Annotated in this window: 33 protein-coding genes; 7 read left to right on the top strand and 26 right to left on the bottom strand. The window is 60.3% G+C overall.

What is annotated here, in order from left to right:
- Positions 1 to 5: 5 nt before the first annotated feature.
- The 20 genes from YY7_RS0124135 to YY7_RS0124040 all read right to left on the bottom strand — a co-directional run bounded on the left by YY7_RS0124135 (position 6) and on the right by YY7_RS0124040 (position 17,472).
- Positions 6 to 3,200 carry a DUF4815 domain-containing protein gene (locus YY7_RS0124135; protein ID WP_028165494.1) on the bottom strand — a complete coding sequence of 1,065 codons (3,195 nt, stop codon included), beginning with the start codon at positions 3,198 to 3,200 and terminating at the stop codon, positions 6 to 8.
- On the bottom strand, positions 3,200 to 3,898 hold the full coding sequence (locus YY7_RS0124130; protein WP_028165493.1) for a hypothetical protein: 699 nt from the start codon (positions 3,896 to 3,898) through the stop codon (positions 3,200 to 3,202). Before YY7_RS0124130 ends, YY7_RS0124135 begins: the two co-directional genes overlap by 1 nt.
- Positions 3,882 to 4,733: a hypothetical protein gene (locus tag YY7_RS0124125; RefSeq protein ID WP_028165492.1), complete on the bottom strand. Its 852-nt coding sequence runs from the start codon at positions 4,731 to 4,733 to the stop codon at positions 3,882 to 3,884. The genes YY7_RS0124130 and YY7_RS0124125 overlap by 17 nt, the downstream gene beginning before the upstream one ends.
- A complete protein-coding gene (locus YY7_RS0124120) occupies positions 4,733 to 5,587 on the bottom strand; it encodes a baseplate assembly protein (RefSeq protein ID WP_028165491.1) in 855 nt (284 codons plus the stop codon). Before YY7_RS0124120 ends, YY7_RS0124125 begins: the two co-directional genes overlap by 1 nt.
- The gene (locus YY7_RS0124115) at positions 5,587 to 6,000 is read right to left on the bottom strand and encodes a GPW/gp25 family protein (protein ID WP_028165490.1); all 414 of its coding nucleotides are present in this window, start codon (positions 5,998 to 6,000) and stop codon (positions 5,587 to 5,589) included. The genes YY7_RS0124120 and YY7_RS0124115 overlap by 1 nt, the downstream gene beginning before the upstream one ends.
- 54 nt (positions 6,001 to 6,054) lie before the next feature.
- Positions 6,055 to 6,912, bottom strand: coding sequence for a phage baseplate assembly protein V (locus tag YY7_RS0124110; RefSeq protein WP_028165489.1), 858 nt, complete (start codon positions 6,910 to 6,912; stop codon positions 6,055 to 6,057).
- 3 nt (positions 6,913 to 6,915) lie between these two features.
- Positions 6,916 to 7,443 (bottom strand): hypothetical protein, encoded by a 528-nt coding sequence (locus YY7_RS0124105; protein WP_028165488.1) that lies wholly within the window; start codon positions 7,441 to 7,443, stop codon positions 6,916 to 6,918.
- Between the two features lies 1 nt (position 7,444).
- Positions 7,445 to 7,816: a head-tail joining protein gene (locus YY7_RS0124100; protein WP_028165487.1), complete on the bottom strand. Its 372-nt coding sequence runs from the start codon at positions 7,814 to 7,816 to the stop codon at positions 7,445 to 7,447.
- Positions 7,816 to 8,259 (bottom strand): hypothetical protein, encoded by a 444-nt coding sequence (locus YY7_RS0124095; protein ID WP_028165486.1) that lies wholly within the window; start codon positions 8,257 to 8,259, stop codon positions 7,816 to 7,818. The genes YY7_RS0124100 and YY7_RS0124095 overlap by 1 nt, the downstream gene beginning before the upstream one ends.
- Positions 8,259 to 9,317 (bottom strand): major capsid protein, encoded by a 1,059-nt coding sequence (locus YY7_RS0124090; protein ID WP_028165485.1) that lies wholly within the window; start codon positions 9,315 to 9,317, stop codon positions 8,259 to 8,261. The genes YY7_RS0124095 and YY7_RS0124090 overlap by 1 nt, the downstream gene beginning before the upstream one ends.
- A 36-nt stretch (positions 9,318 to 9,353) precedes the next feature.
- Positions 9,354 to 9,716: a head decoration protein gene (locus YY7_RS0124085; protein WP_028165484.1), complete on the bottom strand. Its 363-nt coding sequence runs from the start codon at positions 9,714 to 9,716 to the stop codon at positions 9,354 to 9,356.
- An 11-nt stretch (positions 9,717 to 9,727) separates the two neighbouring features.
- On the bottom strand, positions 9,728 to 11,050 hold the full coding sequence (locus tag YY7_RS0124080; protein WP_028165483.1) for a S49 family peptidase: 1,323 nt from the start codon (positions 11,048 to 11,050) through the stop codon (positions 9,728 to 9,730).
- Positions 11,047 to 12,660 carry a phage portal protein gene (locus tag YY7_RS0124075; RefSeq protein WP_245287371.1) on the bottom strand — a complete coding sequence of 538 codons (1,614 nt, stop codon included), beginning with the start codon at positions 12,658 to 12,660 and terminating at the stop codon, positions 11,047 to 11,049. The genes YY7_RS0124080 and YY7_RS0124075 overlap by 4 nt, the downstream gene beginning before the upstream one ends.
- Complete coding sequence (locus tag YY7_RS0124070) at positions 12,657 to 12,863, bottom strand: hypothetical protein (RefSeq protein WP_028165481.1); 207 nt, start codon at positions 12,861 to 12,863, stop codon at positions 12,657 to 12,659. Before YY7_RS0124070 ends, YY7_RS0124075 begins: the two co-directional genes overlap by 4 nt.
- Positions 12,864 to 12,915: 52 nt before the next feature.
- Positions 12,916 to 13,191, bottom strand: coding sequence for a hypothetical protein (locus tag YY7_RS0124065; protein ID WP_028165480.1), 276 nt, complete (start codon positions 13,189 to 13,191; stop codon positions 12,916 to 12,918).
- 15 nt (positions 13,192 to 13,206) lie between these two features.
- Positions 13,207 to 15,153 carry a phage terminase large subunit family protein gene (locus YY7_RS0124060; RefSeq protein ID WP_028165479.1) on the bottom strand — a complete coding sequence of 649 codons (1,947 nt, stop codon included), beginning with the start codon at positions 15,151 to 15,153 and terminating at the stop codon, positions 13,207 to 13,209.
- Between the two features lie 171 nt (positions 15,154 to 15,324).
- Complete coding sequence (locus tag YY7_RS0124055; protein ID WP_028165478.1) at positions 15,325 to 15,909, bottom strand: terminase small subunit; 585 nt, start codon at positions 15,907 to 15,909, stop codon at positions 15,325 to 15,327.
- Positions 15,909 to 16,142, bottom strand: coding sequence for a hypothetical protein (locus YY7_RS0124050; protein WP_028165477.1), 234 nt, complete (start codon positions 16,140 to 16,142; stop codon positions 15,909 to 15,911). The genes YY7_RS0124055 and YY7_RS0124050 overlap by 1 nt, the downstream gene beginning before the upstream one ends.
- Complete coding sequence (locus YY7_RS0124045) at positions 16,139 to 16,738, bottom strand: deoxynucleotide monophosphate kinase (RefSeq protein ID WP_028165476.1); 600 nt, start codon at positions 16,736 to 16,738, stop codon at positions 16,139 to 16,141. The genes YY7_RS0124050 and YY7_RS0124045 overlap by 4 nt, the downstream gene beginning before the upstream one ends.
- Positions 16,735 to 17,472 carry an HNH endonuclease gene (locus YY7_RS0124040; RefSeq protein WP_196237313.1) on the bottom strand — a complete coding sequence of 246 codons (738 nt, stop codon included), beginning with the start codon at positions 17,470 to 17,472 and terminating at the stop codon, positions 16,735 to 16,737. Before YY7_RS0124040 ends, YY7_RS0124045 begins: the two co-directional genes overlap by 4 nt.
- A gap of 585 nt (positions 17,473 to 18,057) precedes the next feature.
- Here YY7_RS0124040 and YY7_RS61975 point away from each other — a divergent pair.
- The 7 genes from YY7_RS61975 (at position 18,058) to YY7_RS0124005 (ending at position 20,945) form a co-directional block, all read left to right on the top strand.
- On the top strand, positions 18,058 to 18,303 hold the full coding sequence (locus YY7_RS61975; RefSeq protein ID WP_196237312.1) for a hypothetical protein: 246 nt from the start codon (positions 18,058 to 18,060) through the stop codon (positions 18,301 to 18,303).
- A 19-nt stretch (positions 18,304 to 18,322) separates the two neighbouring features.
- Positions 18,323 to 18,958, top strand: a complete 636-nt coding sequence (locus tag YY7_RS0124030) for an antirestriction protein ArdA (protein WP_028165473.1) — start codon at positions 18,323 to 18,325, stop codon at positions 18,956 to 18,958.
- Between the two features lie 15 nt (positions 18,959 to 18,973).
- Entirely contained in the window at positions 18,974 to 19,351 is a 378-nt protein-coding gene (locus YY7_RS0124025) for a hypothetical protein (RefSeq protein WP_028165472.1), read from the top strand.
- Between the two features lie 139 nt (positions 19,352 to 19,490).
- A complete protein-coding gene (locus tag YY7_RS62565) occupies positions 19,491 to 20,120 on the top strand; it encodes a hypothetical protein (RefSeq protein WP_210164705.1) in 630 nt (209 codons plus the stop codon).
- A gap of 9 nt (positions 20,121 to 20,129) precedes the next feature.
- Positions 20,130 to 20,414 carry a hypothetical protein gene (locus tag YY7_RS52570; RefSeq protein ID WP_028165470.1) on the top strand — a complete coding sequence of 95 codons (285 nt, stop codon included), beginning with the start codon at positions 20,130 to 20,132 and terminating at the stop codon, positions 20,412 to 20,414.
- Positions 20,411 to 20,653 (top strand): hypothetical protein, encoded by a 243-nt coding sequence (locus YY7_RS0124010; protein ID WP_028165469.1) that lies wholly within the window; start codon positions 20,411 to 20,413, stop codon positions 20,651 to 20,653. The genes YY7_RS52570 and YY7_RS0124010 overlap by 4 nt, the downstream gene beginning before the upstream one ends.
- Before the next feature lie 106 nt (positions 20,654 to 20,759).
- Positions 20,760 to 20,945, top strand: a complete 186-nt coding sequence (locus YY7_RS0124005; RefSeq protein WP_028165468.1) for a hypothetical protein — start codon at positions 20,760 to 20,762, stop codon at positions 20,943 to 20,945.
- A 626-nt stretch (positions 20,946 to 21,571) separates the two neighbouring features.
- Here the strand turns inward: YY7_RS0124005 and YY7_RS0123995 are convergent.
- The 6 genes from YY7_RS0123995 to YY7_RS0123970 all read right to left on the bottom strand — a co-directional run bounded on the left by YY7_RS0123995 (position 21,572) and on the right by YY7_RS0123970 (position 25,645).
- Positions 21,572 to 21,760, bottom strand: coding sequence for a hypothetical protein (locus YY7_RS0123995; protein WP_028165466.1), 189 nt, complete (start codon positions 21,758 to 21,760; stop codon positions 21,572 to 21,574).
- A gap of 269 nt (positions 21,761 to 22,029) precedes the next feature.
- Positions 22,030 to 22,353, bottom strand: a complete 324-nt coding sequence (locus tag YY7_RS0123990) for a hypothetical protein (RefSeq protein ID WP_028165465.1) — start codon at positions 22,351 to 22,353, stop codon at positions 22,030 to 22,032.
- A gap of 156 nt (positions 22,354 to 22,509) precedes the next feature.
- Entirely contained in the window at positions 22,510 to 23,154 is a 645-nt protein-coding gene (locus tag YY7_RS0123985; RefSeq protein ID WP_028165464.1) for a hypothetical protein, read from the bottom strand.
- Positions 23,154 to 23,531 (bottom strand): hypothetical protein, encoded by a 378-nt coding sequence (locus YY7_RS0123980; RefSeq protein ID WP_028165463.1) that lies wholly within the window; start codon positions 23,529 to 23,531, stop codon positions 23,154 to 23,156. The genes YY7_RS0123985 and YY7_RS0123980 overlap by 1 nt, the downstream gene beginning before the upstream one ends.
- Before the next feature lie 175 nt (positions 23,532 to 23,706).
- On the bottom strand, positions 23,707 to 24,339 hold the full coding sequence (locus YY7_RS0123975; protein ID WP_028165462.1) for an HNH endonuclease: 633 nt from the start codon (positions 24,337 to 24,339) through the stop codon (positions 23,707 to 23,709).
- Positions 24,314 to 25,645: an AAA family ATPase gene (locus tag YY7_RS0123970; protein WP_210164704.1), complete on the bottom strand. Its 1,332-nt coding sequence runs from the start codon at positions 25,643 to 25,645 to the stop codon at positions 24,314 to 24,316. The genes YY7_RS0123975 and YY7_RS0123970 overlap by 26 nt, the downstream gene beginning before the upstream one ends.
- Positions 25,646 to 25,700: the final 55 nt, after the last annotated feature.

The following is a 25,700-nucleotide window of genomic DNA, read 5'->3' as shown; positions in this document are numbered from 1 at the left end:
TGCTACTAACCCGTAGTGGACTTGACTGCGACGCAGCGGATGTTGCGAGCGTTGGAGCGCGCGCCGGGGCCTCCGGTGATCTTGATCTTCGCGCGCGAGACGTTGCTGTTGACGTGATCGATCATGTACTGGCGCTCTTCCCAGCCGTCGCCCAGCGGCGTCGCCTTTTCGAGCGTCAGGTTGGACCACACCGGCAGGCCAGTGTTTTCGGCCGTCTGCATCTTCGCTTCAAAGGTCGAGGTCGAGGGCAGATACACGTCAAGGATCAGGCGAATCTTCGAGTCGGTGCCCGCCTCGAACGCCCGCGTGATGTACTCGCCTTCCGACTGGATCGAGCCAGCGACAACCTGCACATACGGCACCATAAGCGGAGACAGCGCGACCGTGCCGATCAGGCGCAAGCGGACCTTCAGCGTGCCCGTGATCGCGGACGGAAGCTGGACGTTCACGCCGGGGGCGGTGATGTACTTCACGCCGTCCGGAGCCTCGAACTCGACTTCAATAGCCGTGTTCTCGGGGCGCTCTGCAACGAGCAGCGGCATCAGGTCCGAGCAGTTCGTCACATCGACCGTGCCCACTTCGACCGTGCGGACGCTCGGGTTGAACCTCGCGACCCGCAGACGGAAGGTCAGCGAGCGGCCCGGCTTCGGAAGCCAGGTACGGGCGTCCGAACCGTCGAGGAAGGTACCGAGCGGGAACGCGTTGCTCGTCACCCAGCCGTTGATCTGGTCGAAGCCGCCGAGATCGGCGATAGCAACCGAGTGGGCTGCGTCTTCGGTCAGAAGCGTGATTGAGTAGTTGCGATCCTCGCGCAGCGTCACCGGGCGGTCGAAGTTCGCAGCGGTCCAGTCGCTTTCGAGGCGCGGCGCGGTCGAGAGCGGGTCTATGGCCGTGACGGCGTGCATATCGAGCACGCATTCGGCCACAACACGCTCGGTAGGCACACCAAGCTCGACTTCACGAAGCTGCAAACGAACCGGCTTGTTCCGGTCACCGATCTTCGTGAACTTGATGTCAACACCGAGCGCCTGACGCGGCTCGGGCAGACGATAGGTCTGCGCGACCGGGTCGGGGTTGTACCAATAGTTCGTCGTGATGACGTTGCGCTCGTTGGTGATCGTCGTGAGCCAGCCGTAGGCGGTGTAGAGCGCGTTAGCCTTGGAGCCGCCGACGCCCTCGAAGCCGACGTGCTTCACGCCGACCGGGACGCCGGCCGGGATGTTAAACGCAGAGACGAGCGTACCATTGCCATCGGCGCGGATCGTGCCCGGCGGCGTAACGTCGATGTCGTCGAACGTGACCCTCTTCAGGACTTCGTTGTAGCCCCACTTGTTGATGATAAATCCGACCGACCGCTGCCGAATGGTCTCGATGTCCGTGGTGATGTTGCTCACCACGCGGTCAGCATAATCCGTCGTCTGCGCATACATGATGCCGCCCCAGCCGACTTGCCGAGCCGTATGAATCGAGGTCCACACATCCACGACTTCCGTCCACAGATCGACGGACGGATTGAGCGTGACATCGGTCGGCGGCGGGCCGAACGACTGGTAGGGATTGATCTTCGTCTCGCCGGTGATCTGGCGCTGCTCGAAGATGTTCTCTGACGTATAGTCGAGCGCCGTCTGCGAGACCGACAGCGTCGTGACGGTCGGCGTGATCGGCAGCCAGAGCTTGCCGCCGAAGATAGCGCCCGACTGTTGGATGCCCTGATCGCGCATGTCGTCGTCGAGCAGCGGATCGACGAAGACGCCGCGCTTGGACGATACTTCCTTGCGATCAACGTCGCGCTGAAGGCGCTCTTCGGCGACCAGCGCATACAGGTCGCCAACCATGCCTTCGAGGCTGCGCAGATCGTTGAAGGGCATGCGCACGGTTCCGACCTGCCGGACGGTCGGAGTCAATCCCCACTGGTTGTATACGTCGGCCAGCTTGACGAGCGTCGAGGCGACCGTGAGCGGCTGCGGCGCATAAAGCGAAGAGATACCCTTCAGGTAGGAGATAACGCCCGCCTGATCGACCACGACGGCATCGTATCGCGGCAACTTGGTCCGATATTTGACATAGGCCACGGTGCCATCGGCCGCGCCGGTGATGTTGAAGCGGTCGCGCTGAATGTTGGTCGGGGTCGCGTTGGTCAGGTAGCGATACGTGACCTGATAGGTCGATCCCGGTGCCATTTCCGCGCCGGTCGGCGACCAATCGATAGCCGCGCCCGACAGCTTGTAGTCAGCGCCCGCCTGATAGACCGTCGCCCCTTGCTTGACCTGCGAGATCGAGAGCACGGTCGGGTCGGGCAGCGCGTCGGACACTCCGGTATATGCGCCGTGAGTGAGCGTCACAGTCTTCTCGGCGATGATCGTGCATTCGACCACTTCGGCGATGGGCGCGAAGCGAACGACGATGGTCTGCACACCGGAATTGACGGCATGCGGCTCGTCATCAAGCAGCATGATCTCAGGCTCTTCGTCCACACGCAGGCGGTAGGACGCAGGCCGGGTCCGCTTGTAGCCGTAGACGTTGATCGTGCCTTCGGAGACAGAGAAGACCTGCTTGCCGTTTTCGAGGCCAAGGGCCTTCACCTGGAAGCCTTCGACGACGTAACCGCCGTGGGCCTCACGGTCATAGCGCGCGAGCAGGTTTGCCCATGCGTCGTCGATGCCCGGCTCGTTCGGCGTCTCGATCTCGCCGTCCTTGATGGTGTAAATGGGGAAGAAGTCGCCTTCCTCCCTGCTTCCCTCCCAATCCCAACGCCCCTTCATGACCAGTGCAGACGCGCCCGGCTCGCCCTGCGCGCGCGTTCCGGGGGCCATACCCTTCAGCGTCGGGTCTTCCTCGAACGTGACGGTGAAGGTGCGCAGGCGGATGCCGATGACGACGATGCCGACTGCGGACACAACGAGATTGCGCGCCTCGATGTCATGCACGGCACCACGGATGTAAACCTTCGCCGCCGCCAACTGCGCCTCGACCGTTCCGCTGGTGATCGGCCCGAGCACGATGGCCCCGCCGCTGACAAGCGAACCGTCGCGCCAGAAGGCGTCGGCAATGTTCTTGACGCGGTTCGCCTCGATATCCTGAACAACGTTGACTTCGTTGCTCGACATGAAGCGGTCGTAATGGAACGCGAGGCGCTGAAAGCCCTTCGCCGGATCGAAGCTATTGATGTAGGCCGGAAGATTGTCGCGTGCGTCGGACATTAGATCACCAGAACGTATGAAAAGCCTTGGCGCGAACTCGGGGAACGCGCGATGCCAGCGAAGCGGTCGAGCAGCAACAAGTATCCGGGTTCGGCGACTTCTTCGGGAGTCAAGTACAGTTGCCCTTCAGGCACCCCCTCCTTACGCACGGTGTCGATGAAGATGCCGACTTCTCGGATCGTATCGGCCTGCGCTTCGAGGTAATCAAACAAGACCTGCACATAGAGATAGCGGGTCGGCGTCGGCGACACGGTCCAACGATCACCGCCGGGCGTGTTGATGTTGCCGTTCGGGTCGGGCAACACGAACTCGACGGACGAAGCGATGCGGCGGCCAACTTCATCGACAAGCCCGACCTCCGACGACGCCAGCGGCGTGGTGCCGTAGACGACCTGCGCCTGAACGGTCGATCCCGGCGCAATGGCGCCCCCGTTGACGCGCGTCACGATGCCGGTGTTCGAGTCATAGGTGTAGTCGGCAGGCGACTCATAGACCTGCGCGTTGTTGCCGTTGCGCAGCGTGAGCGACTGCACCGGCGCGTGATCGAGCGTGATACGCTCGGGCGAGCCGGCGAACGTCTTGTTCACAACGTCCGTCTGGCCCCACCACGAAGCGCCACGGCCCCATGCGAAGTGCATCTGCCGCGCCTTGAGCGCCGCAGCCATGCCCGAGCGCCCGCTATTAACCAGAAGAGCCATCAGGGCCTCCATAGATGGTGAAAGGATCGAATCTCGACCACTGGACATTCGGCCAGTTGGTGCTCGGCCACATCATCAAGACTTCATCGGCTAGATCGATGATCTCGGACGAGAACGCAGCTTGGATCGCGATGACGGACGGCTCGACGACTTCTTGGTCGAGGATAGAACGGTCGAGCACGAAGCCTTCCTCGAAGCGCGCAACGCCGTCGAGGTAGCCGAAGTAGTTGGTGTGAAGCTCGGGGCCAAGCTCGATCGTGCCCCCATGGACGCCGCCGAACGAGAGCTTGGGCTTGATGCCGTCGAGGTAGACGCCGGACCAATCGTCGAGCAGAGCGCCGTCAAGGCGCATCATGTCGAGACGCATCGGCCGGATGTCATACCCGCCATAGACGCGCCCCAGGACACTGGACGCTCGCTTGGAGAGGTTCGCAAGGCCGATCAGATTGAGCAACGTCCGCATCTCGGGCTCGCCATCGAGACCGATCTGGAACAAACCCCAGCGCACGTCGCCGCGCGTGCCACGCTCATACACGCCGTTCAGGGCAAGCCACTCGAAGACGATCTCGAAGGCTTCCAGGCGGCCACGGACGGTCTGCCAGTGCTTGCCTTCCTTGTAGAGCCGTTGATGGTCAGCGACGAACGCAGCCGCGTCTTCGAGGCCCCAATGCCGCAACAGCCAAGGCAGGATGTCTTCTGGTATCGTGTCCTGATAGCGCACGTCGATAATCGACTGCACCAACCCCTTGTGGCGCGAGCGCGAGTCGATGGTGGCGACGACGGACCGTTGAAGCGGCGTCGAGTTGCGCGGGACGATGTCGATCAGGTCAGTCATCAGTAGGACCGACCCTTGTAGTTGAGCTTGACGGTGCCGAGCGCGACGGCCTCATTCGGCTCGGCGCGAGTGTAGTCGTCGGCCGCAGGCGTGATCATCACGATCCGGCGAACGCCGGACGTGCGCAGGGCGGCGATGACGAAGTCGGCGGTGAAATCCCAACCAAGGCGGCGCGCTGCGGCAAACTCGGTCGCGAGGCGCGTCTTGGCCGTTTCCAGTTCATCGGCCGGGGCTTCCGGCAACAACCAGACATCCGCCTCGACATTGACGACACGGATCACCGCCGGGACAACCTCGATATGATCGTTGTCGCCGAGAACGGTTGGCAGATTCAAGGCGGCGCTGACAATCGCGAGCAGTGCTTCGCTGGCGACGCCTTCGCCTTCCGTGGACAAGATCGAGACCTTGACGCCGCCCTTCGCGTCGCCGGTCACGCCAACGTCCGCCACGCGCGGATCGGCCGCGAACGCGAAGCGCTTATACCAGTTCTCGGTGAAGCCGCCCTGCCCCTTCTTACGCTCGCGCAGACGACGACGCAGATCGTCGATGGCCTCGCCCTCAAACGGGGTCATGCCCCAATCTGATGCCTGCGCGATAAGGTCTGCCCCCTGCGCGAAGTCGATCAGCGTCGCGCGGAACGTGTCGTTCAGCGAGGCGACATAGAGCAGATCGCCATAAGCCGCGTGGCGGCAGAAGTTATTGATCGGGTCCGACCGCAGCATGTAGGTGTCCCAATCGAGACCGGCGGTCTCAAGCAGGCCACGCATCTGCGTGATGCGGTTGTCGAACAACGTCTGGAATGCGGGCTCGCGCTCGATGACCGGAAGCGGCAGGCTCGGGAGCGGCGCGTCCATTAGACATAGCTCCCGACGATCAGGTTGTTCGAAACAACGACACGGCCGCGCGCATCTCGGGCTTCCGAATAGTCGCCGAGATGGCCGCGCGGGTAATAGATGCCGTCGATGTCGAAGACGGCGTTGCCCTGGTCGGTCATGTCGGCAAGCTCCATCTGAATGATGCGGAAGCGAGGCTCTTCGGCCATCAAGGACTCAGGGCTCTTGCGATTTATGGCTTCCGGCACGGCCGCGTAGAACTCGATCACCGTGACCTGCGACACGGCGCGGTCCACAAGGCGCGGCATCTTCGAGCCGAAATCGCGGGCCATAACGAGCGACTTCAACGTCGTGCTCAGAATGGTCGCAATCGACTGCCAGACATCGTCAATGCCTTCGAGAGGCTTGCCGTTAGTGAGGTCAATGGTCGCCATAAGGCGCACCGTGCCGCGTCGGCCGGGCCGCTTACAGTCTGATCCGGTCGCCTCTTAGCCCTTCTTCGCGAAGACCTGCTTGGCCGGGATGTCGGTGACGACTTCGACGCGGTCGGTCGGCTTCTCGCCAGCGCTATCGACGCCCAGGAAGGTCGCGGCAACGGTCACGAAGGCCGTCGCTTCATGGATCGACTCTTCTCCCACCTTCGTCGTGAAGTTCGAGCCCGCTTCGATCTTGACGTTCTCGCCCGCCTCAACCTCGACGTTCTCTTCCATCTCGACCTTCAGATTCTTCGCCTTCAGCGTGATCGTGCCGTCCTTCATGACGATCTTGCAGCCCGAGCCTTCGAGCGTGATCGAGCCCTTGGTTTCAATGCCCTTGATCAGCCAGTCGCCCGTACTGCGGTCATAACTGATCTCGCCGAGGATTTCGTCTTCCTCGCCTTCCTCGCCCCCTTCGTCGCCTTCGCCGCCCTGGTCGCCCTGGTCGCCCTCTCCATCTTCGCCGCCGCTCTTCGGCTTCGAGAAGATTTTGCGCCAAACACCCGCCTTGTCGGTGGTTTCCTTCTCGTCTTCATTCTCGAGCGTGTACGTGCCTGCCGGATAGACCTGCGCCGTCGCAAGCTCGCCGCCTTCGGCAAGCAAAACGACCTTCTCGCCCTTCTCAAGGAAATGCGTCTCGCGGTCGCCCTTCGCGCGCATGCCGCCCGCCGGGAGCCAGTCGGTGATGATATGGTTGTCTTCGTCGCTTTCGTCGCCGATCAGGACGCGATAAGACGGAGGCTGGCGCTTGTAGTCAACTTCCTTGATCTTGCCGAACTTGACGACATCCTGCGCGCGCCGGTCGATGTCGGACGCTTCCGGGTCGGACACGCCGCCGGTGCTCGCAGGATCGCGGAGGAACTTCACCATGGCTCACTTCCCCGCCAGGAAGTCGGCCATGGCGGCGTCGATGTCATTAGCCGTGGCGCGCGGACGCCATGCGGTGCGATAGATGACCTGCCAAACGAGGCCAATAGCGCCAATGGGGCGCTTGACCTGCTCGGTGATCACGTCGATGTCCGATTCCGTCAGGCGGATGCGCGCCGACTCGAAGCCGGGAATCACGAAGCCCTCTACGGCGGCTTCCATCTGTTCGGCGATGTCGTCGAGCTTGTCGTCAACGGTCTCGCCACCGAGCAGCATCGCCTCCGTGACAATGGTTAACTCGCGCTCGATATAGGTCGCGTCGCCCTCGACCCCATAGTCCTTCTCGGGGTTGTACTTCTCCATGCGCGCGTAAACGAGGATGGCGGCACCGTCCTCTTTCAACTCTTCCTCGTTCACGGGAGCCATGCGGCTCGCATACACGCGGCCTTGCGCGGCCGTGCGGTAGCTGCCATCCACATTCTCGGCGAGCCGGGCTCGGAACGCTTCGCGGATTAGCTTGCGAGGGTGTGCCATCTCAGTCGTTCGCCATGAGCAAGAGCAAGGTCATGCCGGTGCCGTCCGGCCGCTTGTCCTCGATCCGATATTCCTGCTCGACACCCAGCTTCTTGTTCTTGATGGTCAGCTTCTCGCCCTTACGACCGCCCTTATTGAGATCGGACGTGCGGCACAGAAACGTCGGCCCGGTGGACGTGACGCTCGCGCCCATCTGCATCTGAAACTCCGTCCCGTTCCAGCGGTTCGGATTCCAGTTGCTACCTTCGTCGTCGAACTGGCCGGGGATGTCCTTCGGCTCGACGGCTGGATCGCGGCACACATAACGCGCCTCAACCCCGAACTCGTCGGGGTTGAGAAAGATCAGAAGATCGTTGTCGGTCTCGACGGGCATTACAGCCCCGAGTCGCGCAGAGCCAACGCAGCGTCGATGTCGGCATCGGAGATGTCGAACCCGACGATGTCTTCAATCGGCTTTTGCTTCGGCTTGCCCGCTCGATGGCCGGACTTGAAGAAGTCCTTCTTTTCGTCGAGCAGGTCGATAGCCGAGGCGATGTCAGCGATGCGATTGCTCGCGCCGTCCGTCTGTTGTGAGGCGGGAGGGGCTTCAACAGCGGACGGCGCGTCGCCGGGAGCATTCCCGGCGGATTCGAGACCAGCAAGATGGCTGGTCGATTCGAGAGCAATCGCGGCGACGGCGGACACCTGATCCGGCGCGAGAACGACACGAGCAGGCCCGAGCGCCTTCGCTTCGTCTTCGGTCAGATCGAGCGGCGTACCGGGCGGCAGATACCGCCGGTTACGCTTGATCGTTACGAGGCCGCGATAGATCGGCATCACTTCACCTTCGCGCCCAGGGTGCCGTTCACGCGGTACGGCGCGATCAGCGGGGCCGACTGGCCGAGGATGTACCGAACGCTCGGGTCTTCCTCTTCCCACGACTTCACGAAGAAGTCGCGCGGCTGAAGCCCTGCCTTCAGGTCCATGATCGCGCCGAAGTGGCGGACGCCCTCGATCTCGCGCGAAGCCATCACTACCTCACCGGCCGGGAGCATCTCCTTCTCGACGCCATCGAGCGGATCGACGTACTTGTCGGCATGGACCCACAAGCGATAGTCGCCGAACACCGCAACCAACCGAACGCCGGGGGTGATCAGGATCGGGCCAAGCTCGGCGCGCGCGGAGGAAAGAGTTTCCTTCGTGGTGTCGATCTGAAGGCGCATCGCCTTGGCGACTGCATCGGTGTCGGGACCGAACATCTTCTCGCGGATGGTCTTCCACACGTCACTCGCCATGAACACGTCACGGCAGGTCAGCGCGGAGGCATCGAAGATCATCTGACCCCACTCTTCGATATCATCGAGCGGGTTCACGGCGGCATCCGACCACTTGTCCGATCCGGTCAGGACGATGCTCAGCGCGGCCTCGCGCTCGAAGTCCACGACCTGCTCGGGATAGTCGTCACCCTTCAGGACAAGTTTGCCGGTGCGCAGCACTTCGGCCGACATGACTTCCAGGCGGCGCACCCACATATCCAACTGCTCGGAGATCGCGAAACCGACAGATGCAGCGAGGCGCTGTTCCGGCGTCAGGGTGCCGCCGATCTTCTCGCCTGCGCGGCGCTTGAACTGCGCCTGCGGCTTGAAGACTCGCTTGTCCTTGACATAGGCCGGGGCCAGGGACGAGGTCTTGTAACCGGCCTCGCGGATTACCTTTCCCGCGATGACGGGCGAGACGAGCGGCGAAATCATCCGGCGACCCTTCACCGAGTCGAACTTGACGTCTTCGGTGTCGGAGGTCTCGACCGTGGTGAAGAAGGTGTTGAGGAAGAACGCCGGGTTCAGCGGCAGTTCCTCGACAACGCGGTTGAGGGCCGTGGTGGAATAGAGGTCCATAGTAGGGCTTCCCGTTTGCTTTGCTGGTTGTCTCGGTTAGCCCATCGGCTTAACGAGCCAGATCGACTTGGTGCGGAAGACCGCATCCACCGATCCGAGGGTGTGACCGGCACCGAGGATCAGCCTGTCCTGATCGAACTCACCGGCGATGTAGACGACGGCCTCCACGTCCTTGTCGGTCGCATCGACCGCTTCGGCGAGAATCGCGTCGGGCACCTGCGATCCATCCGTCGCGGCCTTGAGCGATTTCAAATACTTGGCGTCGGCCGTAACCAGGCCGAGCACGGTCGCAGCCGCGAGAACGCCAGCGCCCGACTTGATCGTCACCTTGCGGGCGCGCGTATGGCCGAGCGCCCACTGGTTCGGCAGAAACGAACCTTCGTTCTGAAACTTTGCCACGTTGCGGCTCCTTACTTGCCGGACACGAGCTTCATCGCGCCGAGAATTGCGTTTGCAGCGGCTTCGTCGCCCTGCGCCTTTTCCTGACCGCTCGACGGAGCGACGCCGGAATTGGCTTCGGTGTCCGTCTTGATGTCAGCAGCGCGTTCGGTGCGCTTGGCCTTTTCAGCAGCCACGATCATGGCCGAGAACTCATGCGCCGAAGAGCCCGTTTCGATAGCCTTCGCGGCGGCGGCTTCGTAACCCGGCAACGTCAGGCCCATGATCTCGGTGACGCGCTTGCGCTCAAGCGCAACCGGATCGTTTGCGGCGGCAGCGGCAGCCTCCGCATCGGCCTTGGCCTTCGCATCGGCGTCGGCTTTCGCCTTGGCTTCCATTTCGGCCTGCACGTCGGCGCGAATCTTCGCTTCGAATGCGGCCTTCTCTTCGTCGGTCATTTCGACATCTCCATCTTGGCCGGTCGCGGCCGGGTTAAAACCGAAGACAGCCTTCGGACTTTCGCCGCGAGACAAGCTCGCGAGAACCTGTTCAAACGTCGCGATGCCATCCGCCATCCCGGCATCGACCGCCGCTGCACCGATCAGCACATCGCCACGTCCGAAATGTTCGAGCGCGTGATCGACTGACACGCCGCGATAGCCCGCGACCGTCTCGACGAACACGGCGGCCATCGCATCGACGCGCGCCTGGACGCGGTCGCGACCTTCCTGCGTGTTGATATCGACGCGCTTGTAGGGAGACTGCGACGACACGAACTCGATAGTCTTGATGCCGCGCGCCGCGTCCTGCGCGGACGTATCGCGGTAGCCAGCGACGACACCCATGGAGCCGAGCGCAGCGGTCGGGCCGATCAGAAACTCGTCCGATGCAGTGCCCAGCCAGAAGGCAGCGGAGGCCGCCTGATCGCCTGCATAGGAGACGATACGTTTACGGCCGCGTACTTCGTGGACCGCGCTGGCAAGCTCGGCAACGCCAGCGGCCTCGCCGCCGGGCGAATGGATGTTGAGCAGGATCGCGGTGATCGACGCATTGTCCATCGCGGCCTGAAGATCGCGGCGGACGGTCTCGTATGCGGTCGCGCCGCAGAACGAAGTCATGAGGTTCGCGCGCTTGAACAGGGGGCCAGCCACGTCGATCACCGCGACGTTGCCGCGCCGAGTCGCACGCTCGGAACGCTCAAGTTCCTGACCGCGATAGGCTTCGAGCATCTGCGGCGTGATCTGCGTCTCGCGCGCGGCGATCTCCATGATCTGCCGCAGCGCGTTCTCGTCCATCGCCCAATCGGCGGTGAGCGCGGCGTCGAAGATCATCGGGTTGCGGACGTTGATGGTCATTGCTTCTTCTCGGGCTTCTTCGGCTGCGTCGGCTCGTCGTCCGGCTGATTGCTCACGTCTTCCTTGACCTGTGAGCCCATGCCGGACGGCGCGAGAATTTCGGGTTCGAGCTTCCCGGCGGCGCGCGCCGAGTGCTCACGGATGCGCTGCGCGGTGGTCTGCTCGAAGTCGTCGCCGCCGCGCTCGATGATCACGGCTTCGATGGTGCGCGCACCCAGGTTCACGGCTTCGGTCTCGGCCTTCCATTCCTTCAGCGGGTCGAGGATGATCCGCGCGGGTCCGATCCACTGAGCGCCGAGCCATGCGGCGCGGCGCACTGGATCGTTGAAGAAGGCGGGAGCCTCGATCAGGCCAGCGTTGATCGCATCGATCAGGAACCACTCGTAAACAGGCGCACAGAAGTTGCGGACAAGCCAAGTGCGTCGGTCGCGGAAGAACTGTGCTGCCATTTCCAGTGATGCCCTCGACGCGCTGTAGCTCGCCGTGAAGTGCATCATGAGCAGTTCGAACGGGATCGACAGCGCGACACCGATCTGGCGGACTACGGATTGGAAGAACGGATCGAAATTCGCGGTGTTCGCGGGCTGCGCCGTCTGAATCTCTTCGTCGGTGCCGATGTCAACGATGGTCCCCGGCCCCATCGTCACATCATTTGCGCCGATGCCGGGATACGCGCCCTGCGGCACCGCACCCGCCAGACCATCTTCGCCCGAGGTCTTTAGGAAGACCGTGAAAAACGACGATACGACGGCCTTCATCAACTCGGCTTCGCTGTAGCGGTCGAGTTGCTTCAGGATTTCGATGACCGGCGCAAGCTGGGGGATGCCACGGTTCAGGCCAGGGCGCAGCCGCTCGAATATATGGAGCACCATCTGCTCGCCGGACTTCTTGCCGAAGGCCGGGACTTCCGTGTAACCGTTGTAGGTTAAGGTGACGCGCTCGCCGGGGTGCTCGTTGAGCACGTAGTAGCTGACCGGGGCGCCGTCTTCGTCGATCTTGACGCCGTCGCGGATCAGATACTCGCCTTGCAATTCCTGGGGCGTGGCAACGCGGTCGGCCTCGATCACGTTCAGCGCGAGCGGCACAATCGCGTTAGGCCGCTTCGGGGTTCGGCGCAGAACGAAGGTGTCGCCAGACTCAAACACGGCGTTGAAGACGAGCCCCTGAAGCTCATAGAAATTCTGCGTCAGGGTGATGTCGCAGAGCTTCGACTGCGCCCACAAGTCGAACAGCGTCTCGGTCTTGCGCTCCCACAACTCGGCGGCTTCTTCCGAGAGGCCAACGAGCTTCGGGTTCAGCTTCGCGCGGACGCGCAGACCAGAGCCGACGACGTTGCTCTTCGAGGTCTGCCGAGCACCGGCGGCGATGGGGTTGTTGCGGCCGAGATCGCGCGAACGGCTGCGCAGCGCCGGAAGATCGCCGAGCGTGTCGGAATCCGCCGAGCCGGGATGCGTTTTCCATGCCTTCAACGCGGCACGGTTCGAGCGCGCACCGGCGTATTGGCCCATGTAGTTCAGAGAGAGGCGCGCGTGGTAGCGGCGCGTCGCGAAGTTCGGCGCGACACCCGCCAGGAAGCGGTCCATCAGAGTGGGGGCGAGAGGCTTGATCACAGCGGGATCACCCGCTGGATACGGATGCCACCACGCTTCGCGCGGGCCGCTTGTTTTTCGAGGCGCTGAGCACGCTGGTCAAGCTGGCGCAGATCGCCACGCCAAAGCTCACGATCCTTGATCGTGTAGCGCTGCCCGTTCTGCTCGACCTGTTGGATCGAGGTCAGGGTGCTTTCAAGCTGCTCTTCGATGCTCTTTGCCATGCCCCGAAACTACGGGACATGGTTCACTCCAAAGAGATCGTTCCGGTCGCCCTTAACGCGCTCGCTTGCGATCAGTCTCTTTGAAGATCACAACATCGTCGGGCGGCACACCCCCGGCGAGATAGATGCGCAGCAACATCTCAATGGTGCCGGACACCGCCGACTTGCCCTTTTCCATGTTGTAGACGTGGTCGGTGCCGTGCACTTCGGACAAGCCAAGGGCGCGCACAAGCTCTTGAGCCGTCAGCGGGGCTCCGCCGGGCTTCCACATCTTGCCCAGCGTTACGCGGGCAGCGCGAACATCGTCTCCGGTCATCATGCTTTTCATCTACCCGCCCAATCGTTAACTTTCAACGCCACGGCTGCGAATGCGACGCCGCCCAGGAACCGCCTGGGGCGTCGCAGCCACCGGCTCTTCTCGCGAGACGGACGGACGCGGGGCAGCATTGAGCGCGTTCGCTGCCGCAGCCCGCAGCGCCATAAGGCGGCGTTCCATGTTGATGCCGAGCGAGAGCCGCGCCGCGATGTTGTAGACGCGCAGATCGAGCGGTTCGTTACGCTGATGGACTTTGTGCCATTCCTTGACCACGAAGCCTCGCCTATCGGTCTTCAGCACGGCCTTTTCGGCGGTCAGGCCCTCGAAGAACTTCTTGTCGTAGTTTTCGAGCAGCGGGTAGTGGCAGTAGCCGGGGCCGGGCTCCTTGGTCTCGAGTCGCTTGTAGTGCATATCCTTGGCCTGATCGACGCCGAGCACGAAGATCGTGACGTTCTTCGCCTTGTTGACGGTACCCTTCGCGGGCCAGATCGGGCGGCCGGGACCGGCCATACCTTTGATCGCGTAGACCCGCCGGGCGATGCGCGGCCGGACGAAGTTGTAGACGTGCTGCGTAAAGTGGCCGCCCGAGTCGATGCAGGCCGCTTCGACGCGCATCTCGATTCCGGCCGGGTGCTTGAACGTGCGCAGCAAGGCGCTATCGATCACCTCCCAAAAGCCGGGCGTGTTGGGCGCGCCATAGTGGACCTTGTAGTCGAGCGACCACGACTCGTCGTCGGCCCCCCAACCGACCCACTCGATCTCCGCGCGATCATCCTGAATATCGACCGAGCTAGTGATGCAGCCGACGCCGCTGGGCAGCAAGATCGAGGCGTCATACTCTTCGCGACGGGCATAGATCGAGTCCGGGTTGGCGCGCTCGCCTCGCTCTTCCCACGTCTCCGCGAGGCGCGTGTTCACCCAGGTCTTCAGACGCTCCGGGTGCTTCTTCACCAACACGAAGTCGCGCGCCATCTCGCCGAGAGCGCGCCAGGGCGACGCGATCCGGTTCAGGTGGAACCCAGCGTGGCCCTTCACTTCAGGGCGCGTCGCGATCCAGACGCCGCGAGCGATTGCCTTCAGCCGTTCAGCCTCGCTCCATCCGTGATCGCAAAGCTCGCCGGTGTCGGGATCGCTGTATTCACAATGATAGCGCGCCGCGAGGGGATCACCTTCCGGCCATCGGACCTGCGCCCACCGCAGATGTTGCATATGGCCGCACTTCGGGCACGGCACGAAGAACCGACGCTGATCGCTTTCCTCGTAGGAGGACTCGATGCGCGACGCGCCCTTGATGGTCGGCGTCGAGACGAGCGCGATCTTACGATTCCAGAACGTCGTCGTTCGCTCGATGGCGAGCGAAACCGGATCACCTTCTTTGCCGGCGCTCGCCTCATAGCGATCAACTTCGTCGCAGAGCAGGATGCGGATCGGACGCGATGCGAGCGACGCGGGCGAGTTTGCGCCCGCCATCGTGATATGACCGCCCGCATATTTCTTGTGGAGGATCGTGTCTTCGGAATCGCGCGCGTGGTTACCAAGCTTCGCCGCGAGAGGCGGCGTGTCGCGGATCATCGGCGCGAGACGATCCTTCGAGTACGCTTCGGCCATCTGCAACGTCGGTTGCAGAATGAGCATCGGGCAAGGATCGAGATGGACGTGGAAGCCAGCCACGTTGTTGATGACTTCGGTCTTCACCGTCTGCGCCGCGACCATACAAGTGATGATCTCGATCTCAGGATCGGCGAAGGCATCCATGATGCCGCGCGACGGCTCGACGCGCGCAGTAGACCACTTACCGGGCTCCGAAGACGCTTCCGGCGAAAGCACGCGGTATTCGTCCGCCCATTCGGAGACGGTCAGCTTCGGCGGCGGACTGAAGCTCTGCGCGATGATCTCGCGGACCTGCGCGCGAAGCCGAGCTCCATATGCGCTATCCTCGTGAAATTCATCGACGACGGCGACGGCTGCGGTCATCAGGCATCCGGCTTGCGCTGATATTCAGGGCAGCGCTGACGCGCGTCGGTGGGCTGGTCGAAATGGATCGATGCCGCACGCTGGCACACGCCAACCCACTCCCCTTCCCGCTTCCAGGCGGTGCAGACTTCGCAACTGTTCGGGGGCCACTTCAACCACGAAGGCTTGAACTCACTCGTCGTCATTTTCTTCTTCGTCTTGCTCGACAGTCTCGGACGGCGGCTCGGCGTGAGGCTCTTCCTCGACCGGCTCGTCCGTGGTCATCTTGATTTCGTTCAGCGCTTCGAGGATCAGCCGCTCAACTTCGTTGACCAGCTTCTTCGTGCCTTCGGGCGCGCCGACTTCGAGTTGGATCGCAGGGCGCAGTTTGGATGGAATGCCGAGCAGACGCGCGCGCGCATTCGCAATTTCGTTCGAGAGCACCTTGACGATCATGTCGATGGGGCGAACAAGCTCCATCTTCGTCGCCAACTCCAACTCGGACAGCTTCGCTTTCGCGATCTCGTTGCGAAGGCGCGCCTTGTCGATGGTGATGTCTTCGCCGCCTTCCTTCAGCGTCGCAGCCGTATGCGCCTTGCGCTCGGAACGCTCGCGCGCGAGCAGCCACTTCAGCACGTCTTCAGTATCGAACTCGAACTGCTTGCCACGCCCACCATGAGACTTGACCGGCATTCCGTTCTCGACCCATGCGGAAATCGTCGGCAGCGAATAGCCGAAGATGTCCGCAAGCTCTTGCCGGTTGACGACCTTGCCCATTATTCGTCGATCTCGATGCCCATAGCGATCAGTTGGGCGTCGATGGCCGCGATGCGCCGATTAAGCTCGGCGACAACAGCGGCCTTGACCGCTGCGACCATCTCGGCGTCCTGATACGTGCCCCTGATCGTCACGCCGAGCCCGTCGCCGTGATCTGCGATGCGACGCGCTCCGCATAGTTCGTCGCGTTGCTTCAGAAGGCGCTCGAAGTCGTATGCCTGGGAGAGCTTCATTGGCGCACCGCCTGGGTCTGCATCGGGGGCAGGCCATTGGGCCTCGCGAATAGGCGAGCGAGCAGTTCATCGACCTGCCGATACGTCTGAGTGAGACGGCCAACCTCATTGATGAGGTATTCGTGCGGGCTGATCTCAACCTGCGTTCGCTCGGTCGGATGATCCTTCGGCACCAAGCCGGGGCGAATGATCTCGATGACACGGCCCTGCATGCGGTCGATCGCTTCGGCCTCGTTCCGATGCCGGACATCCTCGAAGACGACGCGCTCGGGCTGGTCGATCCAGAGCTTGTCGGTCTCGGTGGCGATCCAAAGATCGGGAGACATCCAGTCTCGGCCCCACGGTCCGCCGAGACCTTCCATTGCGTGACGGGGCGTCTTCCCGTTCAGCCATTCGGACGGCAGTTCCTTCAGATCACCATCGATCATCCGCTCGATGGTGCTCGGTTCGCACCCACGATAGCGGAGATAGGCGCGCAGCATTTCCTTGAGCGCGCCAGCGATGCGGCCACGGACGAACCCGTGCCGTTCAACGAGGTAGTTTGCGACGGTGGACTTACCGGACCCGATAAAGCCCTTGATGCCGATAACGATCATGCTGCTAATGCTCCTGATTGGAGCAGTACGGTCTCAGACCGGATATTGTCGTTCGAGGCCGTTTCGGTATCCCAAGGATGGAAAGGCACCGCTGACGGCGTGAGCGAGTGTTCGCCGCCCAAGCGCGTCTTGATCCGGTGGCAGTTGGCGCAAAGAAGCTGCGCGTTGTCTTCTTCGCCGCGCAGGATCGCGCGATAGAAGTCGAGGTTTTGCCAATTGGTGATTCCGTTAGTGCGGCGATGCACCGGCTTGATGTGATCGACCTCAAGGCAGAGCGGTTCGTCGAGACCGCACCATTCGCAGCACCCACCCAAGCAGTCGATGACGAGATCGCGGAGCTTCCTGCGGTACCGAGCATTCTTGTCCTCGCTCGGCGGGTTCTTCTTGAGATACGCAGCGATGTTTGCCCTGAACAGGCTCATGATGCGGTTTGCGAGCTTCTGCTTTTCGACCCGCTTGGCCTCCGCTTCGGGCTTCCCTGCGCGGTATTTGCGGTGGTGTTCGTTCTGGCGGTCGCGGTTGGCTCTGCGCCACGCGCGCTTGGCTTCAGGTCCTTGAAGGGCATCTCGGTCGCTCCAAATTGCGACCTGAAGAAAAGCGGACCGTAACGGACGTGTCGGGTCTGATCCGGTCTCCCATCCGGTGTAATCCGTCAAAGTTGCTTTCGAGACCGATCCGAGCAGGCCGGGGTGTTTGAGGTCAAAACATCCGCTTAAGTCCGTGGAAATCGCCAATCGGAGTTTATTGCAGCCGCCTGGAACCCCTCTCCCACACAACCCATCCGAGAACAGAAAGTCACTTTTGAAATTTTATATCTAGCGGGATCGGGCGGTCGCACGTCACCCGCACGGGGGAGCGCCCCAGAAGGACCCAAATACCTTCGTGCGCTGCAATAAAAGAATAATCTTCCAATGACTGCGGCTTTGATAGAAGAATGCAGCTGTTTCCGTTCGATCGATCCCAATGCGGCCGTAACCATCGGTTGTATCCCCGACACAACCGCGCGCATGTTCTGCCATCGCGATAGCCGAAATAAGATAACGATTTCAATGCATTGAAAGGCGCTTCGCTTTCGATCTTGCGCGCTTTCGCAATCATTCGAGACTGCTTGAAACGGCTTGGTTCAATGCAGTCTAGCTCATTGATATTGCTGCGCTTTCGAGCACAAAGCCGCCCTGTGCTACGCGCTTTCCGGTTTTAGATCGGATTACGATGGCCCATCCGCGTTTCATCCGTTGAAATCGATTGACGCCCGCCGGTTTTAATCGGTATGGACTGTCTAACGACGGATGGCCCGTCGCAATCAACGGATGGAAGACATGCTGCAAGCTATCAAGACAACCCGGTTTAACGTCACAGTCCGCCGCATTGCGACGGGTTGCGACTTTCACGTTTCCCTTTTCGCGAAGGATGAGGCGACCGCATGCGACCGCGCGAAAGATCGCGCGCGCTTCGCCGAACGGATTCCCCTCTCGAAGCTTGCGACGCTCGAAGCAAACGGCATTGCCGTTTTCCGCGTCGTGTCATGCGCCGTATCGGCCGACCAATCCCGCCCCATCGCCTAAGCACACAAGGACTCGACCAATGCGAATCTATGTCGCCTGTCTCGCCAGCTATAACAACGGGGTTTTGCATGGGGCTTGGATTGATGCCTCAACCGACGTTGACTCCATGCAAGATGAAATTAACGCGATGCTTCGCGCGTCGCGCTTTCCTAACGTCACTGTCAAATGCGTCGAATGCGAGGGGAGCGGCGAAAAGACGTTCCACAACTCCGAAACTGGCGCGACCCGTCAAGACAAATGCCCGACATGCAAGGGCGCTGGCAACGTCCCCAGCGCGGAGGAATGGGCAATTCACGACCACGAGGGTTTGGGCGCTATCTCCGAACATTGCGGACTCGCGGCCATCGCGGAGCGCGTCAAGCTTGCCGAAGTCGCAGACGATAGCGGCATTCCCTTGGAAGTCGTCTTAGAGGTCGCGGACGACAACATAACGAACGACGTTGAATCGTTCATTCGCGACAACTATCGCGGCCAATACGACTCATGGGCCGACTTCGCCGAAGAGTTTACCGAAGAGACAGACGGCCTTAGCGGCGTTCCCGACCATATCAAGCCTTACATTGATTTTGAGGCGATGGGTCGCGATTGGCGCATCTCTGGCGATTTCCATTATGTGGAGCGTGACGGTTCGCTCTTCGTGTTCTGGAATCACTGAGGGGAGCGCGCAACAATGACTGATCTTGAAATCTTCGAACCCGCGCATTTGAAGCGTTGGACTATGCCGCGAAACTACGTTGGCGAAGTTTGGCCCGCGTACTATTCGGCCGGAGTCGGGCAGTCGCGCGACAGCGACGCGCTAGAGCGCTCTAACTTCCGTTGCATGCTTAAAGCTATCGGAGGCGAAAGCGAAACCGTTCACGTTGTCCGCGAGTCGCATTGGGCAGTTGGTTGGATTGAGTGGATTGCCATCCATCAAGACGACGAAACCGCGCTCCGCAAGGCGGATGAAATCAAATCCGCCTTGGAAGACTACCCTGTCACGAAGACGATTGGAGCAACGAAGAGCAGGCCGAAGCGGATGACGTTTGGCGCGAATGTTACAGCGTAGCGGAGCGCGTCAAATACATCCGCGACCACGACTCGCAATTCGAGTTTCACGACTGGCGCGACATGCGCGCGTGTGTGCGCGGCGATTTCTTCGCCGGTTATGCCTCTGACCTGCTCCGTTGATCCAAGGACTCCACACAATGACGATTTCCGCAGAAACCGCTAACGATATCCGCAACCGCGAAACCGCGCTCCGCGAATGGTTAGGGGACCGCACTAGCTACCGCTCCGAAGAGTTGCCAGCGAACATTAAGCCGCCAACGAACGAAGAGCGGAGCGCGCTTGAGGTATTCGAGTTTCTACGCGACAAGCCCGAGCGCTATTTCCTGTACATCAACCGCGACAAGGGTGTCGCGACGACTTGGACAGGCGAAGAGCTTGGCCGCGTTACCTTCGGCCGCGAATACCGCGACAATTTCGGAGGCAAGCGCGTAGCTATCACGGTTCACGCCATTACAGGCGATACCTACCACGGCACATATTACAAATCGTCGGGGGACTACGCGCGAGTCAAAAAGGCAATCAAGCGCGAAACGTTCAAAATGGACGTTGAATTTACCGATACCTTCGGAGGCGAGGCTAACTATTCATGGGTTAAGCGCGCGACTCTAACCTTTCGGGTTGGCGCTTCGGACCGGGCCATTATGCGCGCGGCAAAAGCCGCAATGGGCCTTAGCACCGTGCGCGGCCGTCTCGCCTCGCATGGGGACTCTTTCGAGTTTCGGCCGTATCGCTCCGCAACCGTCATGTTTGTAAACACCGTTTATTGAGGCCCGACCATGCCAGCTATCAAAACGATTTCCGACTTCCGCGCGGCTTTCCGTAACGGGCCTTATGCATGGCCCGGCGGTTATCCCCTCTACTTCATTACGGCAGACGGTGCGGCGCTATCGTTCAAGGCTGCAAAGGCTGAACGCCGCAACATTCTTGAGGCTATACGCGACGACGACAAGCGGAGCGGATGGCGCGTCGTCGCAATAGAAATCAATTGGGAAGATGGCAACTTGATTTGCGACCACACAAGCGAGCGCATCGAGTCGGCCTATGCGGAGCCGGAACAATGACGCGCGTTTACGTCAAAGAGTTGGCGACCACGGCAGAGATTTTTAGTGGTCCTGTTATCGGCATTGAATGGCAACGCGATCCATTAGAGCCGGGTTTCGCAGTCTACAAACGACATGACGACTCGCCAGACTTCAAACCGGCTCAATACGTGGAGTCGTTTCCCGACATGACGACCGCGGAGCGCGCGGCGTTGAAGCTAGGCAAGGCTTATTCCGTTCCTGTGACGCGCGCCGACTAGTGCGGCGCTTCCGGCTAGGGTCGCATCGCGGCCCCATGGGAAGCGCCCCCAGGGCGATTCAGTCTCACAAGGGAAAGGGAGTCCTATGCCTTTATCAGAACGTCAAATGAACCATCCGCAATTTGTCGCGGTATCGTCCGCAGTCAATGCGGCCCTTGCCGACATTGGCGCGCGGTTTGGTTTCGACCTTGCGCGCATGCCTCATTTGGAAACGCAAGCGAATCGCGCGGTTGACGATATGACGGCGCTTGTTCTGCGCGCGCTCAATTTCAGCGGAGGTCGAGAGTCATGATGAAACGACTCGCGGTCGCGGCCGTGGTCGCGCTCGCCAGCCCTGCCAGCGCGTCAACCGTTTGCCTATGGGGCAAGCCCGTGTCGCTGATTAGCCGCATGCCTAGCGGTCGCGCGGGCTTTGACGCGCTCCTAGTCGAGCGACCCGACGCGAAAGCCCCTTTCTTCGTTCTGTTAGAGCGCGGAAAGGATCTAGGACCATGCCGCTAGACGCATAGGAGAACGGCCGCAAACACGATCTTACGGCGGGCAGCTACGGCTTACCCGCCTTTAGGTGTTAGAAGCGCCGCTGTTGGCGTTTCATTATGAGGAAGGCGAATGATGACGCCAACATACCAAGAAATGATTGAACATATCGCGGCAGTAATCAGACTCCACTTAGCCGCGTCCAGCACGGGGTCGCCAAGCATACCGGAAAACCAATATCTATCATTACAGACAGGTTGGAGCGCGGACCAATGCCGTCGATTGGTAAGCATCCTTGAAAAACTACCCGCGAAACTAACCGACGACGACAAAGCGCTTATCACGGAAATGTACAATCGGAGTGCGCACCTATCAGTGACGCGAGGGGCACCGAACTAACCGACGCATAGGAGAACGGCCGCGCAAGTTGCGGCCGTTTCGCTATGTGCCGCAAGGCATAGAACCGAAGGAGTCCGAATCGTGCGGCGTCATTGCCGCGCGCTTGATGGCCCGCGCGATGATTTGCGCGGCCGTCGCGAGCGCGCGCGCGTTCACAAGGCTGTGGCAAGTCGTCGCGTCGTCGCGCTTTCGAGCAGTTGCGACACGGTCGCGCGCGCGTTTTTCGACCATGCATCAATCGCAATTAGAAGCCCGTACAGCGGCGCGCCGTTTGGACTATGCGAGTAGCGGGCAGTTCAAAATATCGCATGGGCGGCGCGTTTGCGCGCGATGGCGACGCACGCGAACAAGTGATTTTCGGTCGCGTCGCGAGACCTACTTTTGCGAGCAAGAAGGAAATTCTCGATCAGATCGGCCCGATTTTCAGGATCGGTGATGACCTAGCGAGAACAGTTGACAGAAGTCCGAGAGGGCGGCCCGGCGTAAGGAGTCGACGTAGCCTAAAAATTTTTTTCCCGCACGAAGTTTTCGCGGTGGTCCGCGAGGTCCACGCCACTTTCCATTAGCTGCCATCCCTTCTGACGACAATACGAACGAACGCGCTCGATCTGCCATCCACGCATGTAGCGAATGATCGGCGCGACATCGCCGGACACGATCCCGCCGATGACATCCGCCCCAGCGCAGAAGTGCGGCGCGTTGATCCAGAGCAGGCCGGTGTTGTTCGGCATAGGGGCGGACATCTTCGAGATCGTCGTCGGCGTAGTTGTTTGCGCTTTCTGCAAAGAAGTCTGGATCGCTATGCTGGTCGCCGCGCTGGTCATCGTCGAGAGATCGAGCGAGCCCTGGGCTCAAGATCGCCGAGATCGCGAGCCCGAGCAGAACCAGGCGCTTCGTGCGAGGGAGGGGGTTGGGAGTCATTTGGCTCATGAACCTTTCCCGACGAAGGGGGGAGTGGAGTCGTTTCGCTCATGGACCCTTCACCGCGTCGCCGCATTGACGACTGCGCGATAGAAGTGATTGGGGAAACGCGCCTGGACAACGCCGGACACGGTCCCGAGGAAATCCCAATGCTCGTTGATGGTCGCACTCCCTTGCAGCACGGCGAGGGTTTCCAGCGGAAAACGCTTCTTCGTCCGGCGGCGAACGACGATCACCTTCCCGTTCTTCGTGACGATATGAAACGGCTTCCGCTTCTGACCGTCCATGCGCTTCAACTGGCGGCGCACAACGGTATGCACCGGCGCACTGCCAATCGATCCGTAAGGCTTGATCAGGATGCCGCCCGACGCGAGACGGCCACGGCTATCTCGCTTCGCGCGGATCGACAGAGCGTTGTCGGGATACTTCTCCTTGCCCGCACCGATGACATGGCGCTCCATGTACTTGTCGATGCTGCCCACCGTCGCCATGAGCGTGCTGCCGTTGGCAGGGCGGATGCGGATGCCACCGACAACCCATGGCCGACGAAGCACGAAGATACTTGGAATCTGTGTGCGCAACGCCTGTTGGGCGTCCTTCGCGGTGAAGGTCAGCGCTTTTGCGGTCGCGGTGTTGATGCTGCGATCTCGAAGCTGATCGAGGCGTTCGAGCATCCCCTTTTCGAGCGCGAGCGTGATCTGCACTACAGATAGCTCCGCACGATCCGCTCGACTTCGTCGGCAATCTCTTCCGGCGTCTTCGCCTTGATCGTGATCACAGTGAAGCCCAGGCCGATCAGCTTCTTGTGCCGATCCTTCTGATCCTTCGAGCGCGACCCCTTCGGCGTCTTCAGTTCGAAGCTGAGCAGAAAACCGCCGGTGATATAAACGCGGACGTCGGGCTCGCCCGCCGTAAGGCCCGTGACCTTGGCTTCCATGCGCTCGCGTCGGGTGCGCTTGGCTCGGTTCATATCACCGGCGCAGGTGATCGGAAGCCCGGCGTCTTCGAGCGCGTGAAGGCGGGCTATGACTTCCGCCTGATAACGCCACTCAGGGATGTTGTTGACGATGCGGGTTTCCATGCGCGAATCTTCGCGCAGATCACCGCATCAAGAGAGACCGATCCGGTCTCCGTCATGGCTTGTTCCGGTTTAGCCCGGTAAGCGGACATGCTCGGCACAGACTTGAAGGTCCGAAGTGGGCCAAAGCGTTTTTTGGACATCGGGTGGCCTCACTCAACCTGAACTCGCGTGAAGCTCACATCATCGCCGCCACCCGAGGATCATCCAAGAAAGCTCGGCTACAAGCGCAAAATTCTTTTGAAGCATCGCTCTCGTTTTTCAACAATGCTTCCGATAGTACTTTCCGTAGTTCGACCTGCGGGCAGTTGACGATAACCTTTAAATTGCGCTCTAGGTTCTTGATTCGCTCGCCGCGTCTTTCAACCAAATTCGCCCTGTTCAAATCAAGCGCGACGAGTGAAATTTCTGCCGCTAAACTAGCGGTCGGCGTTGCGAAAATGAAAGGACCGACGAACCAGAAATGCGATGATGGGTCATCGCTATATGGGTCAAAAATATCCGTCTTGGTCCCTTTGTTAGTGTTGCATACGTCGCAGGCGAGCGTCAGGTTAAACCACTCGAAGGCGAGTGCCTTCTCCCATTTTTTGGGAGTTATGTGTTCTACGTCGCCGTACGCAATGTGAAGTAACTTGCTCTCGCAAAACGCACACTTGCCGTTCGTTTCCTCGATGATCGCCGCCTTAATCGGACCGAGGGCATATTTGCGCTTTACCAGAGCATCGTCGTTCCCACCCAGTAGCTCTTGGGTCCATCGCTCTTTGTTAGCGGCTAGAATGCTTGGTTCAGCGGATTTGCGAAGAGATATCATTTGGTTTTGCTAGCCCTGCTAACGCGTCGGAAAAATATTCGCCCAAACCGGCGTTGATAAGATCCGTTTTTAAGTTTGCCAACCGCTCCTTGGTGATCGGCGTGCCGACGTACTGACGTACGATATTGTTCAATTCCGTCTCAACCCACTCAGGGGCTGTCACTGGAACGCCAAGCACTTCACGCAAAATTTCACCGGCGGTTCCGGCCTTTTCAACCAGGTCCAGCTTTTGACTGTAGATGCGTCGCCTTTCCGTCAACGCTTTAGTTTCATCTACAAAATAGCGGAGTGCGTAAACGGTAGAGTCTCGAGTCGACGAAACAACAAACGGGCTATGAGTTGCAACGATAAATTGCACACGTGGAAACGCCGTTATGAGGTCGCCCATGAGAGATCGCTGCATCGATGGGTGAAGATGATTCTCTGGCTCATCCATTGTTACGACGAAGTGCGTGTTGTTCAGCGAATACAAATGTATCTGCCAGCATATGTCGATTAATGCCATTACGCCGCCAGATGCTGCATCTAAAAGGAACTCCCCAGACGCGGTGGAGAGTACGATGTCGGTCTGCCGGATTAAGATGCTTTGGAAGCCAAGTGTCTTCGGTAGCACTTTCCGCAAAATAGCTTCAAAACCTGACAAAGCTTCGTCTGCCGCGACATTGCGCTGAATCCGATTGTTCCCGGGGCCAAACGTTGCCATCGAAATCAGGGCTTCTTTCATCCTGTATGTTGGCGAATATCCGGTATGTCCCCCTTGAAATCGATTTACCGTTTCTGTGAAGTAGGAACTGTAAGCAGCCGACGGCGTCATCGCGTTGACGGGAATATTGGCGACCGGCTGATAGTTCGAAACTGGCCGATGCGAAGCAATATTGACGCCGGCGACGGCCTGTTGAGATTGAAATTGAAGTTGGTACTGAACTGAATTGCCGTTAGGGACAACGATAGGAGACGCAGAACCATCCGTGTACTGCATCTTGCCTATATGATTTACCGGTTGGGAAATTGTTTCCTCGCGGCCGAACATTTTCCAGGCAGCGCTCTTGAAAAGATCAAGCGCGTACGAAACCACGCCGGTTTCGCTCAATTTAGGTGTTGCAAGTATAGGTGCTTGATACCCAAAATGCCGTGAAAACAGGTTTAGTAGTGTGGTTTTCCCACATCCATTCGCGCCCGTCAAAATCGTCAGCTTTGGATGCAAGTCTAACTTCACATAGTCAAACTGTCGCCATCCCTGAATTTCCAGGCTTGAGAATAGACCCGATTGTATTGCCACTCTTATTCTTTCGATCTGCAGCTTCACCAACGATCTAGTTCATTAATTTGATAAGCGCAACTGAAAGCTGCAATCCGAAGCT

This window comes from Bradyrhizobium elkanii WSM2783, from assembly GCF_000472865.1.
In the GTDB taxonomy this organism is placed as follows: Bacteria; Pseudomonadota; Alphaproteobacteria; order Rhizobiales; family Xanthobacteraceae; genus Bradyrhizobium; species Bradyrhizobium elkanii_A.
The sequence above is the reverse complement of the archived record's forward strand: the minus strand, read 5'-3'. Positions and strand labels throughout refer to the sequence as shown.

Bases quoted from the DNA above. Each gene is read 5' to 3' on its own strand.
- YY7_RS0124135 (WP_028165494.1), bottom strand. From the start codon at position 3,200: ATGTCCGACGCACGCGACAATCTTCCGGCCTACATCAATAGCTTCGAT.
- YY7_RS0124130 (WP_028165493.1), bottom strand. From the start codon at position 3,898: ATGGCTCTTCTGGTTAATAGCGGGCGCTCGGGCATGGCTGCGGCGCTC.
- YY7_RS0124125 (WP_028165492.1), bottom strand. From the start codon at position 4,733: ATGACTGACCTGATCGACATCGTCCCGCGCAACTCGACGCCGCTTCAA.
- YY7_RS0124120 (WP_028165491.1), bottom strand. From the start codon at position 5,587: ATGGACGCGCCGCTCCCGAGCCTGCCGCTTCCGGTCATCGAGCGCGAG.
- YY7_RS0124115 (WP_028165490.1), bottom strand. From the start codon at position 6,000: ATGGCGACCATTGACCTCACTAACGGCAAGCCTCTCGAAGGCATTGAC.
- YY7_RS0124110 (WP_028165489.1), bottom strand. From the start codon at position 6,912: ATGGTGAAGTTCCTCCGCGATCCTGCGAGCACCGGCGGCGTGTCCGAC.
- YY7_RS0124105 (WP_028165488.1), bottom strand. From the start codon at position 7,443: ATGGCACACCCTCGCAAGCTAATCCGCGAAGCGTTCCGAGCCCGGCTC.
- YY7_RS0124100 (WP_028165487.1), bottom strand. From the start codon at position 7,816: ATGCCCGTCGAGACCGACAACGATCTTCTGATCTTTCTCAACCCCGAC.
- YY7_RS0124095 (WP_028165486.1), bottom strand. From the start codon at position 8,259: ATGCCGATCTATCGCGGCCTCGTAACGATCAAGCGTAACCGGCGGTAT.
- YY7_RS0124090 (WP_028165485.1), bottom strand. From the start codon at position 9,317: ATGGACCTCTATTCCACCACGGCCCTCAACCGCGTTGTCGAGGAACTG.
- YY7_RS0124080 (WP_028165483.1), bottom strand. From the start codon at position 11,050: ATGACCATCAACGTCCGCAACCCGATGATCTTCGACGCCGCGCTCACC.
- YY7_RS0124070 (WP_028165481.1), bottom strand. From the start codon at position 12,863: ATGGCAAAGAGCATCGAAGAGCAGCTTGAAAGCACCCTGACCTCGATC.
- YY7_RS0124065 (WP_028165480.1), bottom strand. From the start codon at position 13,191: ATGAAAAGCATGATGACCGGAGACGATGTTCGCGCTGCCCGCGTAACG.
- YY7_RS0124060 (WP_028165479.1), bottom strand. From the start codon at position 15,153: ATGACCGCAGCCGTCGCCGTCGTCGATGAATTTCACGAGGATAGCGCA.
- YY7_RS0124055 (WP_028165478.1), bottom strand. From the start codon at position 15,909: ATGGGCAAGGTCGTCAACCGGCAAGAGCTTGCGGACATCTTCGGCTAT.
- YY7_RS0124050 (WP_028165477.1), bottom strand. From the start codon at position 16,142: ATGAAGCTCTCCCAGGCATACGACTTCGAGCGCCTTCTGAAGCAACGC.
- YY7_RS0124045 (WP_028165476.1), bottom strand. From the start codon at position 16,738: ATGATCGTTATCGGCATCAAGGGCTTTATCGGGTCCGGTAAGTCCACC.
- YY7_RS61975 (WP_196237312.1), top strand. From the start codon at position 18,058: ATGCTGCAAGCTATCAAGACAACCCGGTTTAACGTCACAGTCCGCCGC.
- YY7_RS0124030 (WP_028165473.1), top strand. From the start codon at position 18,323: ATGCGAATCTATGTCGCCTGTCTCGCCAGCTATAACAACGGGGTTTTG.
- YY7_RS0124025 (WP_028165472.1), top strand. From the start codon at position 18,974: ATGACTGATCTTGAAATCTTCGAACCCGCGCATTTGAAGCGTTGGACT.
- YY7_RS62565 (WP_210164705.1), top strand. From the start codon at position 19,491: ATGACGATTTCCGCAGAAACCGCTAACGATATCCGCAACCGCGAAACC.
- YY7_RS52570 (WP_028165470.1), top strand. From the start codon at position 20,130: ATGCCAGCTATCAAAACGATTTCCGACTTCCGCGCGGCTTTCCGTAAC.
- YY7_RS0124010 (WP_028165469.1), top strand. From the start codon at position 20,411: ATGACGCGCGTTTACGTCAAAGAGTTGGCGACCACGGCAGAGATTTTT.
- YY7_RS0124005 (WP_028165468.1), top strand. From the start codon at position 20,760: ATGAACCATCCGCAATTTGTCGCGGTATCGTCCGCAGTCAATGCGGCC.
- YY7_RS0123995 (WP_028165466.1), bottom strand. From the start codon at position 21,760: ATGGTCGAAAAACGCGCGCGCGACCGTGTCGCAACTGCTCGAAAGCGC.
- YY7_RS0123990 (WP_028165465.1), bottom strand. From the start codon at position 22,353: ATGACCAGCGCGGCGACCAGCATAGCGATCCAGACTTCTTTGCAGAAA.
- YY7_RS0123980 (WP_028165463.1), bottom strand. From the start codon at position 23,531: ATGGAAACCCGCATCGTCAACAACATCCCTGAGTGGCGTTATCAGGCG.
- YY7_RS0123975 (WP_028165462.1), bottom strand. From the start codon at position 24,339: ATGATATCTCTTCGCAAATCCGCTGAACCAAGCATTCTAGCCGCTAAC.